The sequence below is a fragment of the Pontibacter kalidii genome (assembly GCF_026278245.1).
In the GTDB taxonomy this organism is placed as follows: Bacteria; Bacteroidota; Bacteroidia; order Cytophagales; family Hymenobacteraceae; genus Pontibacter; species Pontibacter kalidii.
This window is the reverse complement of record NZ_CP111079.1, coordinates 1,181,119-1,196,107: the sequence shown is the minus strand read 5'-3', so window position 1 is coordinate 1,196,107 and position 14,989 is coordinate 1,181,119. Positions and strand designations below refer to the sequence as shown.

At 46.1% G+C, this 14,989-nt stretch carries 13 protein-coding genes; all 13 read left to right on the top strand.

Annotation, left to right across the window (positions count from 1 at the left end; genetic code table 11):
- Positions 1–146: 146 nt before the first annotated feature.
- Positions 147–656 (top strand): UpxY family transcription antiterminator, encoded by a 510-nt coding sequence (locus OH144_RS05040; protein ID WP_266205213.1) that lies wholly within the window; start codon positions 147–149, stop codon positions 654–656.
- A 44-nt stretch (positions 657–700) separates the two neighbouring features.
- Complete coding sequence (locus OH144_RS05035) at positions 701–1,786, top strand: NAD-dependent epimerase (RefSeq protein ID WP_266205212.1); 1,086 nt, start codon at positions 701–703, stop codon at positions 1,784–1,786.
- Positions 1,787–1,861: 75 nt separating this feature from the next.
- Complete coding sequence (locus OH144_RS05030) at positions 1,862–3,418, top strand: lipopolysaccharide biosynthesis protein (protein ID WP_266205211.1); 1,557 nt, start codon at positions 1,862–1,864, stop codon at positions 3,416–3,418.
- A 6-nt stretch (positions 3,419–3,424) separates the two neighbouring features.
- Entirely contained in the window at positions 3,425–4,585 is a 1,161-nt protein-coding gene (locus OH144_RS05025) for a glycosyltransferase family 4 protein (RefSeq protein WP_266205210.1), read from the top strand.
- Positions 4,586–4,620: 35 nt separating this feature from the next.
- Entirely contained in the window at positions 4,621–5,883 is a 1,263-nt protein-coding gene (locus OH144_RS05020; RefSeq protein ID WP_266205209.1) for a hypothetical protein, read from the top strand.
- A 57-nt stretch (positions 5,884–5,940) separates the two neighbouring features.
- Positions 5,941–7,383: a nucleoside/nucleotide kinase family protein gene (locus OH144_RS05015; protein ID WP_266205208.1), complete on the top strand. Its 1,443-nt coding sequence runs from the start codon at positions 5,941–5,943 to the stop codon at positions 7,381–7,383.
- A gap of 154 nt (positions 7,384–7,537) precedes the next feature.
- Positions 7,538–8,305, top strand: coding sequence for a hypothetical protein (locus tag OH144_RS05010; RefSeq protein ID WP_266205207.1), 768 nt, complete (start codon positions 7,538–7,540; stop codon positions 8,303–8,305).
- A gap of 97 nt (positions 8,306–8,402) precedes the next feature.
- A complete protein-coding gene (locus OH144_RS05005; RefSeq protein ID WP_266205206.1) occupies positions 8,403–9,359 on the top strand; it encodes a glycosyltransferase family 2 protein in 957 nt (318 codons plus the stop codon).
- A 79-nt stretch (positions 9,360–9,438) separates the two neighbouring features.
- Positions 9,439–10,551: a glycosyltransferase family 4 protein gene (locus OH144_RS05000; RefSeq protein WP_266205205.1), complete on the top strand. Its 1,113-nt coding sequence runs from the start codon at positions 9,439–9,441 to the stop codon at positions 10,549–10,551.
- 92 nt (positions 10,552–10,643) lie between these two features.
- The gene (locus OH144_RS04995) at positions 10,644–11,810 is read left to right on the top strand and encodes a glycosyltransferase (RefSeq protein ID WP_266205204.1); all 1,167 of its coding nucleotides are present in this window, start codon (positions 10,644–10,646) and stop codon (positions 11,808–11,810) included.
- A gap of 11 nt (positions 11,811–11,821) precedes the next feature.
- Complete coding sequence (locus tag OH144_RS04990) at positions 11,822–12,772, top strand: glycosyltransferase family 4 protein (RefSeq protein ID WP_266205203.1); 951 nt, start codon at positions 11,822–11,824, stop codon at positions 12,770–12,772.
- A 183-nt stretch (positions 12,773–12,955) separates the two neighbouring features.
- A complete protein-coding gene (locus OH144_RS04985; RefSeq protein ID WP_266205202.1) occupies positions 12,956–13,702 on the top strand; it encodes a WecB/TagA/CpsF family glycosyltransferase in 747 nt (248 codons plus the stop codon).
- Positions 13,703–13,765: 63 nt separating this feature from the next.
- On the top strand, positions 13,766–14,860 hold the full coding sequence (gene wecB / locus OH144_RS04980; RefSeq protein ID WP_266205201.1) for a non-hydrolyzing UDP-N-acetylglucosamine 2-epimerase: 1,095 nt from the start codon (positions 13,766–13,768) through the stop codon (positions 14,858–14,860).
- Positions 14,861–14,989 lie beyond the last annotated feature (129 nt).

The window sequence follows — 14,989 nt, the reverse complement described above, 5'->3', positions numbered from 1 at the left end:
CTTCACATCAGACAATTCTAAGGCAGCTTCTGAATATTTCAACCAGGTGCCTTCATCGCTCAACTCGTTTGTACCCGGCCACAAGACGTGACTGAGGATAGCGAAGCTTTTGCCAACCAACTCTAGAAACACTTAATAATACCAAGATGATGACTCAAAACTGGTACGCCGTCTATACAAAGCCCCGCTGGGAGAAGAAGGTTGCGCAGACGTTAACACAGCACGGCATCCACGCCTACTGTCCTATAAACCGGACAGTGAGACAATGGAGTGATAGAAAAAAAATCGTCCATGCTCCTCTTTTCACCTCCTATGTTTTTGTCCGGATTACAGAAAAACAGATATCTGATATAAAAAAGGCGGAAGGAGTTATCAACCTGGTGCACTGGCTTGGCAAGCCTGCTGTTATCAGGGACGAGGAAATCAACATTATCAGGCAATTCCTGGCTGAGCACCAAAATGTACAGTTAGAGAAAGTACAGTTCAGGGTAAACGATAAAGTGAAAATGACTTCGGGACTCCTGATGGACAAGGAAGGGGTAGTAGTTGCCGTAAAGAACAATACTGTTAAAGTCGCCCTGCCATCGCTTAACTACATCATGTTTGCCGAAATAGATAAGTCCGGTGTTGCCAGGGTTAGTGGCATCGAAGCTTGAACGCATAGTAAAGTATAATTCCCTCACCTAAAGCAAATGTTGGTATGAAGATACTTGTTACGGGTACGGCAGGTTTTGTAGGTTTCCATTTGGCTGAGTTCCTGCTTTGCCGGGGAGACGAAGTAGTTGGCGTAGATAATATCAACGACTACTACGATCCCCGCCTTAAATACGCCAGGCTCTATGAAAGCGGCATCAATGATGAACTTATTGAATGGAATAAGGAGCAAACAAGCTTTAAGTACCCTGCCTACAGGTTTATCAGGATGAATCTGGAGGAGAAGGCGGCTCTATTGGCGCTGTGTGAAAGGGAATGCTTCGATGTGATTGTACACCTTGCCGCTCAGGCAGGCGTACGGTATTCTATCACGAACCCGGATGCCTATGCCCAGGCTAATCTGATTAGCTTCCTCAACGTATTAGAGGTCGCACGCCATATTAAGGTAAAACACCTGGTGTACGCCAGTTCATCCAGCGTGTATGGGCTCAACGGAACGATGCCTTTCTCGGTAAAGCATTGCGTTGACCATCCCGTATCGTTGTATGCGGCCAGCAAGAAAGCTAACGAGCTGATGGCGCACACGTACAGCCATCTTTACAGAATCCCTACCTCTGGCCTGCGCTTCTTCACCGTCTATGGCCCCTGGGGTCGCCCGGATATGGCTTACTTCCTCTTTACCGAAGCCATTTGTAACGGCAAACCTATTCAGGTGTTCAATAACGGCAAGATGAAGCGGGACTTCACCTACATTGATGACATTGTGGAGGGAATCGTAAATGTGATGGACAAACCGGCGGAACCAGATAAGAACTGGAACCCGAAGGACCCCGACCCCTCCCATTCAACGGCTCCTTACTGTATCTATAACATAGGAAACAACAAGCCGGTGGAGCTGATGCAGTTCATCCATGAGATAGAGGCTTGCTTCGGAAAAGAAGCAGTTCTGGAGATGAAGGAGATGCAGGCAGGCGACGTCACGGCCACCTGGGCAAATATTGACGAACTGGAGCAAAAATTTAACTACAGGCCTGTTACTAGCCTCGAAACAGGGCTGAAGAAGTTTACAGACTGGTATAAAACCTTTTACTCCGTAAAGGCCTCAACCGCCACGGCAGCCAGCCAGATCTAGCCTGTAGGTCAATGTGTATCCCCTTCGTCCAAATCATACCTGAATAAGATTTACCACAAGCCTTCCCTTCATACTTTGGAAAAAGACGTCTTACCGTCCCCTACTCTTAAAAAGAAAGAGAACCTTAAGCAGCGGGCATACTTAAACTCTATAACGAGCATACTTGACTTTGCCGTTACGCAGCTAACCGGCTTTATTGTAAGTCCTTTTATAGTGAGTAGCCTGGGCAGCTCCATGTACGGTATCTGGCAGATGCTCGGCCAGATGACCGGCTATGCGAAGATTGCTGATACAAGAGCCACCCAAGTGCTGAAGTGGACCATTGCCAAGAAAAAAGATGTGGCAGACGAGGAGGAGCTGCGTAGCGATGTGACAAGCGCGTTTCTCATTACGCTTTTTATCATTCCGCTTGTTCTTATTGCTGGAGGGATTGTCTCCTGGTATGCCCCTTTGATAACCAAGGCTGAGCCTCAGTACTATAACCTGATCAGGATAACCTGTTCCCTGCTCATGCTCTCACTGGTTATCACAAAGCTCTTTGACCTTTATGAGTCAGTATTGAGGGGCATGAACCTTTCTTTTAAACGCATGGGGCTCCGGGCTGCAATCGTAGCACTTGGAGGAGGCTTGAAAGTGATGGTGCTCACCTTAGGGTATGGCTTAATCGGATTGTCTGCCGTTCAGGTGCTGCTGACGCTGGTGATCGGGATTACGTACTACCTGGTGGTACGAAAGCATATCAGCTGGTTTGGGTTTGGCCGAACAAACCTATCTAAAATAAGAAGCTTCAGCAAAGTGAGCGGCTGGTACCTGGCCGATACCGGAGCCAACCTCTTGCTCAGTAACAGCGATAAAATCTTGCTCGGCATCGTTGCCGGCCCTGTTGTAGTAACCTACTACACGCTCACCCAATTTCTTCCTTTTGCTTTTCAAGGTTTGATGAACCGGGTGGTGATGGGCATTATACCTGGTGTAGGGAAGCTTCTGGGCCTGGAGGAGTTTGCCAAGGTACGGAAGGTAACAAATAATATTAACAGCCTGACGTCTCTGTTAATCACAGCCGCTGGCGTTGCTATCATCATGCTCAATCAATCTTTTTTAAAAATCTGGGTAGGCGAAGGCTTGTTTGCAGGCACTACAGCCAATCTGTTGATCATGGTCATGATCGTGCAGGACACCTTCATAAAAAATGACTCATACATCATCAGTGCCACCCTGGATTTAAAGCATAAAGTTATGCTGACACTCTTTTCCGGGTTGTCGTTTCTTCTGATCGGCTACTTTATGACCGACAAGTTTGGGATATCAGGTCTCTGCCTGAGCATGATAGCCGGCAAGCTTATACTTTATGTGGGCCAACAGAAGATACTATACCAAAAGCTGCGCTATGGCTCTGAGGCAGGCACTAGCTTTATAAAGCTGCGCCCGCTAATAGTTGCTCTTACGCTGCTGGCAGGAGCGGCTTATCTATCTACACTTCTAAATTCCCTGAGTTTGGTGCAGATAGCCGGGATGGCACCCGTCGTTTTCTTTGTTCCTCTGTACATTTTCTACTGGGCAGGCATGCAACGGGAGGAAAGAAATGAGCTGTTGGAGTTGGTATCTTCCATTAAGTTTCTAAAAGCTGAATGATTAAGTATGAAAATCCTATTTGTTGCCCCTCGCTTTCACACTAACCAGTACCAACTTGTAAAAACACTTCAGGAGCACCATCACCAAGTATACTTTCATGTCAGCTATTTGGGGCCTACCGAGGATTACAGCCTGCTTATACCAAAAAACTTCCGCCAAAGCAGGGTATCCGTATTCATAGAGAAAATCATGGCAAAGCGGGTGGTCAGGCGCCCCTGCTACTACTACTATCCGAAAATACTTGATTACTGGGAAGGGTTTAAGGCTTTAAAACCTGACTTGGTTATTATTCGGGATCCGTATACTTTGTTCTCTCTGATTGCCGCCTTTTGCGCTTACTTTCTAAAGGTGAAGGTGATCTTCTATACTCAGGAGGATTTGTATAGGCCCCGCTCCAGATTCACTTATCTGAAGCAACTCCTCACGATTCGTTTCTTCAAGGCAGCCTGGATCACTCCCATAAAAGAAAGCAACGACAACGGGAAAGGCGTAAAGCACATGTATTATTTCCCGCTTCCGATACCAACCCAACCTTTAGAAAAGGCCCACAAAAAAGGGCCTATTGCGGAGCCTGCGCTGTTAATGATAGGCAAGTATCACCAGGATAGAAAAAAGCACCTCTTGCTATTAGAGGCTGTCAATCAGCTAAAGCATAAGTATAGGTTCAAGTTAACTATTGTGGGGGAGTGCATGACCAAAGGGCAAAAGCAAAAGTATAAAACTCTTGAAGACAGGATTCGACAGTTGGGACTTTCAGACATCGTACGGCTTAAAGCTAACGTGCCCTTCCACGATATGGATGAGCTTTACGATAGTCACCATGTATTTGTATTGCCTTCTGTTAACGAGCCTTATAGTATCTCTGTATTAGAGGCATTAGCCCACGGCCTGCCGGTAATTTGCACCGATTCCTGTGGTTCTAAGGTCCATGTGAGGGATGGCTGGAACGGCTATATCACAGCGTCATCCTCCCTGGAAGCACTCAACGGCGCAATTTCTAATTTTCTCTCGGATCATACGAAAATTTATGAAATGAGCGGCAACGCACTCTTTTATGTGCAAGAGCATTTATCCAACACAGTTTGCTACAGAAGGCTTGAGGAGATAGTAGCGGAGCGTTTTTCCTCAGACTTAGAGGCCTCCGTATTAACGCCACACCTGAAGTGATTAGAAAGTAAAGCTGCCACTACAAAGCATAAAACATGGGTCCTTTTTTCCTGTTGCTCGAGCTTTTAAGCTACGCCTTTATTGTTTACCTGCCCCTGAAGAAGAAAGAACTGGCTATTGTGTATCTGCCGGTAATATTCTTTTCGCGTAGTGTGATAGATCCAGTGCTCCCCGCTGCCGCCTTCTACTTCTCCATGACGTTTCTGATATTTTACCTTGTCTTCCGAAACCCCTATTATATAAAGCAGAATGTACCGGCGTTTCTCCTGTTTTTATACTTTCTGGCGTTGTTGCCGAGGTCTACAGACCTTGTTTTTATCCGACCTTACGTATTCTCGGTACTGTGGCTTTTCACGCTTGTTCCACTCATTAGCACCATCTACCAAAAGTACCCTAGAGAAGTCCTTTTTAAGGAGTTGACTAATACGGCACTCATCATGCTGCTCATGTTTATAGCAAACGTGGCGGTGTCAACAGCCAAGGGATTTGCGCCCTCCGAGATGTATGGCATCACGACCGGTATACTTTATGGCAACGTCTATGCCGCCGGCTTTAATATTCTAACCTTTTCCGTATTTACAATCGCCCTGAGTTCTATTCATCATCGAAGCATCGTAAACCTGATGGTGTTAGTGGCTGCAGTATCGTTCTTGGTGCTTAGTCTTAGAAGGTCGGTTATTGGCATGAGTTTTTTGGGGGTGGGTATCGCTTACCTAACCCTTCTGACACGTGAAAAAGCGAAAATGTTTGTCCTGTCAGGCATTCTTCTTTGTACGCTCGGGTTTGTGGTATACTCCGCCACTGACCTGGCAGACAGCTTCAAAGAGCGCTACGAGCTCCGGAATCTAGACGAGCGGGCATTAGAGGAAGAGTCCCGCTTTCTCGAGTACGAGCTTCTGTACAAAGACATGTTCGTGTATTATGATTACAGCCCGTTAATCGGCTATGAGCCTTTTAACAGCTGGGGCAATTACGGAAGAGGTGCCTTGGAAGACCGAAGCCTGCATGGCGATTTGACCAGCATCACGCACTCCAGCGGCTTAATTGGCCTCTTATTATACCTCTTAATGGTGTTCACTGCCTTCAGGAGTTCCTGGAGAGCCGCCGAGACGCGCACCGACCTTTGTATCGTCTTATTCTGCGCCATCTCTTTTGCCGCTTATACTTTAACGGGCCGCTATACAGAAGTAGGCTCCATGATGATGCTCTACCTTGTGCTCTTATTACCCCTTGCTAAAAACGAGCAGCAAGCAGATGAGGAACTAACAGAGCAGGAAGCTGCACTGGCTGCCACTTGAGCAAGAGCAGGCAGTATAGAGCAGAATTTTATATAAACCCTTAAAGCCTGAGAATATATGCTGGCTCCGCACCTAACCCAAGGGTTACAGCTATGTACGGATCTACTGGAGGAACTCCAGCTGAAGAAGATCAAGTTTGCCCATTGGAAAGGAAACATGCACCTGCTTGATTCTCTGAAGGGTGAAACGGATATTGAGCTCCTATTAAAACCCGGGGATCGCGCTGCCTTTGAGGAGATAATGGAGAACCTGGATTTTAAGCAGGCCGTGAGTCCCCCTTGGAGTGTGTACCCGTACGTAGAGGATTGGATTGGCTTTGACGAGGAGACAGGCTCGCTACTGCACCTGCACACGCACTATGCCCTGGTGATCTCCACCTCGTACGGAGGATATGCCCTCCTCCCCTGGCTGGAACAGTTTTTTAACCACCTCACCACCGATGAGGTAACAGGCTGGCCGATTCCTGAGCCAGAAATGGAGCTCCTCATACTTCTGGTCCGGCTCCAGGTAAAGGGGAACAGCCCCGAGTATCAAATAAGCGAGGTGCATGCGGAAAAAAAGGCCGAGCTTCTGGCTCTTTTGAAGAAAGCCGACCCATACAGGCTAGGGCATTGTTGCACTAAGCTAGGGCTACAGGTACCCGATGATCTTATAGGAAGAATTCATACCATATTGCTGAAAGAGCGCCTAAGCGATGCCATTGCGCTCTCCGTGTTCTTTTACAGGCAGCTACCGGCAAGTATAAAAGGTGCTGCTTCCCGGCACTCTCTAACATCTCTTTGTTACAAATACTACCTCAAAACCCTGAAGTACACTAGGTCCTATACAGAACCGGTCAGGCTAAAGAAGCGCCTTGTGTCAGGGGGCAAGGTGGTGGCTTTTATCGGGAGTGATGGTTCGGGCAAGAGCACCCTTTGCCGGGACATCACCAATTGGCTAACCTACAAGCTCGACACGCACTATTTCTATCTGGGCAAGCAGCCCTTTATCAAAAGCTACAACACGCGCCTGGTGTCTTCGGCAGACCTACTGGCTAGCCAAAATACCATCTCCAAGCTAATTCGCAGCGTTATCGGCGGCTTTTACCACATCATAATCATCCGACGCAAAGCCAGGATGCTGAAGCTTGCCAGAAAAATCTGCAAGCAGGGCAGCATTGCCATCTGCGACCGGTTTCCTCAGAAAGAGGTGTTCGGTTTCAACGATGGCCCTAGGCTGCAAAACTCCAGACAGCGCCGCTTAGCGCTGATAGAAATGGCTTACTTCGAACAGGTGATGCAGACAGGTGCTGACTTGATTTTCAAGCTTCAGGTTTCTCCCCAGGTTGCTCACCAGCGGAAGCCGGAGCATAACCTGCAGGATATTGAGCGGAAATGTGAAAGTATAAAAACCATCAGCTTCTCCTCCCCCCATCCCGCTATCGTGATTAACATAGATGCTAATGCTCCCTATCACGAGGTGTTGCTCGAGGTGAAACGAAACCTATGGCAATGGCTTTAGCCGTTCAATATTGAAACTTTTTTATACAAATACTTTTTATACAAAAACAAGAACACAAAACATCCGTATAAAGTCCTATATTTTAAGTACTGAATATAAAATATACGCGCCTGTTTATACTTGTCTCACAGTAAAAAAGTATTTAGACCACACAATGCACCCGAAAATAATTGAAATCATAGGTCCTCCTGGCATAGGCAAAACGTCTATTTATGAATCATTGTGTGATAATTGGGAACCGAGCAGTAACTGGATTTATCCGGAGGCGCTTTTAGCGCCAGAGAAGCCCTCCATCATAGAGTTTAATGACTTCATCCTGCATTACGGACGAAAATTCCTTCGGAAGAAGCCAAGTAAAAGGTTGCCGCCAGACTTTGGCCTCAGGTTCGCTGCGAACCATCCTGAGCTAGCCAGCTTCTTCTGGAACCTACTTTCTGATACCAGGGTATACAACCACCAGGAAATAGACAAGCGCTTTAGGGCTGCCTACTTTCTTTTCTGTGATTTCTGCAGGTACCAGGCTATTTTGGAAAGTGATTGCCCCAAACCTTGTCTTGTTAACGAAGGCTTGTTGCAGAAGTCCTTTTTCATCCATGACGATGATGTGTATGTGTCCGAGGTGATATCGACTTACTTGACACTGCTGCCTCTTCCGCGCGCCATACTTTTTATAGATACAGAAAACCGGAATACCATTTACAACCGGCTCAGAGGCAGGAAAAAAGTGATCGCCTCACATCTGGGGAAAGACGACGGAGAGTTACTCGTCGACATTGGGAGATGGCAAAGCCTACTGCACATCCTCGTGGAGCAAGCTCGAACTTACAATGTGTTTGTAGCTAAAATTGATGGGGAAAAGCCCATCAATGAAAACATGCATTTTATCAATCACCTCCTGAACAGCCTAAAGCCATCGCCGTAGTTATAGGATTGCAGCTGATCGCTTAGGCCCTGTGAAGAGACGGTAACGTCTGGTGTAGTCTTTTTAGGTAATAACAACGTCAGCAAAAAACACCCGATTGTTCAGCGTTATAATTCCACTTTATAATAAAGAGTTAACGGTAGCAACCACGATAGCCTCTGTTTTAAACCAATCGTTCAAGGATTTTGAAGTTATTATCATGAATGACGGGTCCACAGACAAGAGCCTTGCTATTGCTTCCTCTTTTAAGGATAACCGGATACAGGTTTACTCCCAGCAAAATCTTGGTGTATCTCAGGCCAGAAACAATGCGGTAAGGAAAGCGAGCCGCAGTTACCTCGCCTTCCTTGATGCAGATGATATCTGGGATCCGGGCTACCTATGGCAAATGCGTAAGCTGATCAGGAAGTATAAAGAGTACGCTGTGTTTACCTGCGCTTACAGGGCTATAACCCAGAACAGAACCTCCATTAAATGCGATGGGCTACCGGAAGGGATCATAGGTGACTTCTTCGAGGAGAGAACAAGAAATCCTATCATGCGAACTTCCGCTATTGTGCTTCACAGGTCCGTTTTAGATAAGGTAGGAGGATTTCCCATTGGCATGGTTGGCGGCGAGGATGACTACACCTGGGCGAAGATTGCCATAAACTATAAGATCGTGTTCACGCCCAAAGTGATGGTTACCTATGATAACCGAAACAGCACCTTTAACCAGCGCAGGGGAAAGCCTGACTCCTGCCGTGAGTCATGGCTGGACCTGTATGAAGGTGGCAACTACTACCGAAATGAATTTATTGCGCTAAAGGCTTTAAGTGCGGGAATACGGTATGCCTACGGGTCCCCGCAGCGGCAAAGCCATAAGATAGAAAAAGACACAAAGTATACCACCCTGTACAGACAGAAGTGGCGACAGTTGTATATCCTAAACAGGCTGCCAAACTTTATGATCCCGCTACTCCGCCAAATGCTCCCGATCTACAAGAACACTAAATCAAGACTTGCCAGAGCCGGCAAAACCATTGCGCAAAAGACCATTCTGCAGCTTGCCTAGTAGAGGAGCCAAAAGTATAATCCCTTTCCGTTAAACAGCCTTTGCTTAACGGGTATAAATAAGCTTACCGTGCGTTACTATGGCTAGATTCCTTTTTTACGATGATCAGTTGATCAATATTTTACAGCAACAAGAGAAACCCTCAGGAGGAGCAGCTGTGCAAACCTTCAGCTGGATACGGGGATTAACTAAAGTTGGGCAGGAGGTATATATTCTTACAGGTAATGATACAGGCGCTGTTCTAAAAGAGGAGTACAGAGAATTTAAGATTGTACCCTTATACGATAACCAGAAAGGCATACGATGGATAAGATGGGGATACTACCGCCTCCCCTACCTTTATAACACCGTAAAGCAGGTAAAGCCAGACTATTTATACCAGAGCGTGCCGGGTTGGGCTTCCTTTTTCATCGCCTCCTTCTGCCACCTGCTCCACATTAAGTACCTGCTCCGCATTTCCAACGACAACCTGTTAGACGAGCGCATAAACAAGCATCACTCAAAACTCAAGCGCCTCTTTCTGGAAATGGGCATCAAGATGGCGCACTGTATTTTGTGCCAAAATGGGTATCAGCTTGATCAGATCAGGAAGAAATACCCCACTAAACAAGCTATTAAGATTCCAAACCCTATTTTTCTGACTCATCCGCAAAGCGCCGGCTCCTTCCAAGAAAGGAAATACATCGCCTGGGTCGGCCTGTTCCAGTACCAGAAAAACCTGGGGCTGCTTTATAAGATAGCCAGCAGCCTTACAGGCGAGCAATTCAGGATTGCTGGAAAAGAGCTGCCTGGTGCCGATGCAGACACCCAATTATACGTAAGCAAGCTGCGTGAGCTTCCCAATGTAGAATTTTCAGGCTTTCTGAGCAGAAAGGAAATACCCACCTTTCTGGCTAAGGCCAAGTATTTGCTGAACACCTCCCATTATGAAGGTTTCAGCAACACCTTTCTAGAGGCGATGACAGTAGGGACACCGATTATCAGCAGCGCCAAGGTAAACCCCGATGGGTTTATACAAGCGAACAGGTTAGGCATAGTTTACCATGATGTAGAGGACCTGTTAAACCAGCTAAGGACTGTCTCCCCTACCGACTACGTGCAAATGTCCGCCAATGCGCTTACCTACGTGCTACAGCATCATGACCATGAGGTGCTTGCAAAGAGGCTATTGTGTTTTCTCAATAATAACTAGCGCGGATGAACATGTTCAGGCCTTAACATGAGCAAGTGCTGACACGCTTTTTTAGGCCTACTCATACCTTCTTTGACATGCAACACTTATATATGAACGATACCTCAACTCAAGTTAGGATCAGGATTTTATTTTTTATAGGAAACCTGCAAACTGGTGGAAAAGAAAGAAGGCTTCTTGAGCTTTTAAGGTACCTTAAGAACCAGAACATGTATAACATGCTTTTGGTAATGACGAAAGAGGACATCTTTTATCCTGAATTCCACAGCCTAAACATACCTTACAGGGTTATCGGACAACCAAAATTCAGCATCGTTACCAACTTCTACAAAGTTTGCCGTGAATTTAAACCACACCTGATCCATACTTGGGGCCGCATGCAAACCTTCTATTCGCTTCCATCTGCCATCTTGCAGAAACTCCCCATCGTGAACAATCAAATTACCTCTGCCCCTCCCAACTTTAACCAATGGTCATTGCCCGGGTTGGTGGACAAGCTGAATTTCCATTTTTCCCATGTCATTCTGTCTAATTCTGCCGCGGGAATTTGCTCCTTCAAGCCGCCTCTTTCCAAGAGCCAGGTAATTTATAACGGGGTCGATATGAACCGTTTCGAAAAACTGCCGGAGGCTTACCAGGTAAAACAAAAGTACGGCATAAGCACGCCTTACACTGTGATTATGTGTGCATCCTTCTCTCCCAACAAGGATTATGATCTCTTTTATCGTGTGGCTGACTATATAACCCAGATACGCGACGATATAACCTTCATCGGGGTGGGCGAAAGTCATGATGACCTGAGTTTTAGCAGGTACCAGGAAATAATTAAGCAGAAACCACTCATAAAACTCCCAGGTAGAATAAACGATGTAGAAGCCTTAGTGAATGCCTGTGATATCGGGGTTTTATTTTCGCCCAATGGAGAAGGAATTTCAAACGCCATCATCGAATACATGGCTTTATCTAAACCTGTCATCGCCAGTGCAGCAGGCGGCACAAAAGAGCTTGTTGACCACACCGTGAATGGTTTTTTGGTTGAGAACATGCCGGATGTGGAAATCGCCGGCATGATCCTGGAGCTTATAGATAATCATGAAAAGCGAAAGAGAATGGGCTCCAGAAGCAGGGAAATCATACTTCAAAACTTTTCTATCAACAGAATGGGGAAGTCTTTTGAGCAGGTTTACAGCGAGGTATTGGAGAGTACTTATACTTTCAGTGCTGTAGCAGCCAAGACAGAGTCTAAGACTATAGTATAATATTTACAAGTATGAACATACTTTTCATTAGTCGCTCTAAAACAGGCAGGCCGCATCCCTTTGTAGAAGAGCAGGCAACCGCACTAGAAAACGGTGCCGGAGTAAAAATTCAACATTTTCTTGTGCGCAGCAACGGCTTAAAAGGGTACACCAAAGCCGCATACCGTTTATACGGCTATCTGAAGCGCCATCCGGTTGACCTCATTCATGCGCATTATGGTTTATCGGGCCTTTTGGCTGTTCTCAGTAGGTTCTTATTCCGCCACAATAGCAAGGTAGTCATTACGTACCACGGGAGTGACATCAATAAATCCTCAGAGCGCAGGCTCTCCTTACTGGCCTCCCGGCTTGCAGACCACAACATTTTGGTGTCCAGCAAGATGCTCCCATACGTTGATTCTAAGAGCACGGTAATACCTTGTGGCATCAATGCCGAGGTTGACCTAATTTACAGAGATACAACCAGAGCTTCTTACGGATGGGGCGAAAAAGATTTTGTGATACTCTTTGCCTCCCGGTTCGACCTCAAGGTGAAAGACCCTGAGTTTGCCTTTGAGGTGGTAAAGGCCTTTTCTGAAGCCACCACCAGGTCCGTTAAATTCCTGGAGTTAAAGGGCTATAACAGAGACCAGGTTACAAGGCTGATGCAGGCCGCAGATGCCTTGATTATGTGCAGCAAAACAGAAGGTAGCCCACAGGTTATAAAAGAAGCGATCGTTAATTCGCTGCCTGTTATTTCCAATGATGTCGGCGACGTAAGGTTAATCTGTGAGCAAGTGGACCATTGCTACATAGTACCCAAAAGAGTGGAAGCTTATATTGAATGCCTTCATACACTCTGCAAGACGTTCCCAAGAATACAAAACAGGGAGCCAGTTATCGCCCAATATAGCAATAAGCAAATTTCAGAAAAGCTTTTCAGTGTTTATCAAAGTGTGCTGCTACAGCCGGTGTCTTGCTAACACTGGGACCTTCTCCTTTTACTTCCTCCTTAAACCCATTACAGGACTCCAGTTTCTCATTTGAATGTATTTCTGTACTTCAGAAAGGGCTTAAGCCAGTAAATCCAACACCTTATTACTCCGACAATTTAGCAGTTAAAAGCTGCTCCCAATACATAAGATCCACAATTAATTGGTAGCCATATGAGTAAGCTGTTTGGGTACAACCTCTACCGGCAGGACAGGAATACCCTTATAAAAGAACTAAAGGATAAAATAGCGCTTGGGCAGACGTCAACCGTCATTTCCCTGAATACGCTAAAGCTATATCAAGGCTCTAGGAGTAAATACCTGGAAACTCTATTCCAATCCGGTACTCATATAATTCCTGATGGCCAGTCTATTGCCTTTGCAGAGTACTTGGTACACGGTAATAAAATTTCATCCATCTCGGGCGCTGAACTCATGGTGGAGTTAATTAAAGAGGCAAGCCAGTGCGGTTATAAAATCTTCTTTCTCGGATCACCCCATGAGCTGCTCGGTAGGGTAAAAATTAAAATAGAGGAAGAGTACCCACAGCTTATGGGGAAAGTGGCCTTTCAGCATGGTTACTACGATGTAAAGCATGAGGAAGAGGTGGTCCATAAAATCGCCGCTTTCGAACCGGACTTCCTCTTTGTCGCCTTTGGATCGCCTAGGAAAGAGGAGTTTATAATGAAGTACCACGGGAACCTCAAAGCCAAGGTGATTATGGGCGTGGGAGGAAGCTATGAGTATTTTGTAGGGGACGTAAAGTTAGACCCCCTTACAAAGAAATTAGGGCTTAGGTGGCTTGTAAGGACACTGCAGGACCCTAAAAGACTTGCAAAACGCTACGCCATGTGTAACACCTACTTTTTGTACGCCCTGCTCAGGGAGATGGTTTATAACCGGAAAAGAACCGCTGTTTAAGATTAATAACTTAGAACCTTCCCTAAATATGACTGCACATTACTCATCCTCTACAGTACTACTATGAAGATCACGATTGTTGCCGGCGCAAGGCCTAACTTTATGAAAATAGCCCCCATCATAAAGGCGATAGAACAAGCACAGCAAGCCGGAAAAGAGATAACCTACAGGTTAGTACATACCGGCCAGCACTACGACAAAAAAATGTCGGAGAACTTCTTTGAGGAGCTTAATATTCCAGCCCCTGAAGTTAACCTGGAGGCCGGCGGAGGAACACAGGCAGAGCAGACCGCTGCGATCATGGTTCGTTTCGAAAAGGAGATCCTGGAAAACAGGCCCGATGTGGTTGTAGTTGTTGGTGATGTTACCTCAACAATGGCCTGTTCCATTACGGCTAAAAAGCTTAGGGTGGATGTAGCCCATGTGGAAGGCGGTATTCGCTCAGGAGACATGTCAATGCCCGAGGAAATTAACCGTATCGTAACGGACAGTATAACTGATCATTTCTTTACAACTTCTCAGACAGCAAATGAGAACCTTCTGAGGAGTGGGGTTCAGCCTGATAGGATCCACTTTGTCGGGAACACGATGATAGATACCTTACTCTCCAATATTGGCAGGCTAAAGGACCCTGAGATAACTGTGCGGGGAGTTAAACTACAGGAACGTGCCTACTTTACCCTAACCTTACACAGACCTGCCAATGTAGATGAACAAAGTAAGTTAAAAGCTATGATGAATGCCATCATTGAGGGAACTGGCGAATACCCGATAATTTTCCCGGTACATCCTCGTACTGCCAGGCATTTGGAGGAACTTAGCATATCAGATGAGCGCCTTTATTTTGTTGAACCCTTATCGTACCTTCAATTCAATTACCTTGTAAAGCACTCTAAAGGGGTTATTACTGATTCGGGAGGAATTACTGAGGAAACCACAGTGATGGGGGTACCCTGCCTAACACTCAGAGATAATACAGAACGTCCGGAGACAATTACAATCGGCACGAATGAGCTGATAGGAACGAACCCGTCGCATCTTAAGCCCTATCTAGATAAGCTTCTAAAGGGAGATTGGAAAAGAGGCGGGGTGCCCCCTCTTTGGGATGGCAAGGCATCAGAAAGGATTGTTCAGAAATTAATAGAGCTCTACAGCTAAACCACCTTTCACAAGTTTATAGGTAAGCTGTTTTCAGATAACTTACACTCACTCACGATCAGAATAACGGAGAGGCCCCTACCAACAGAAAAGCTCGCAACATCAGTTGCGAGCTTTTCTGTTGGTAGG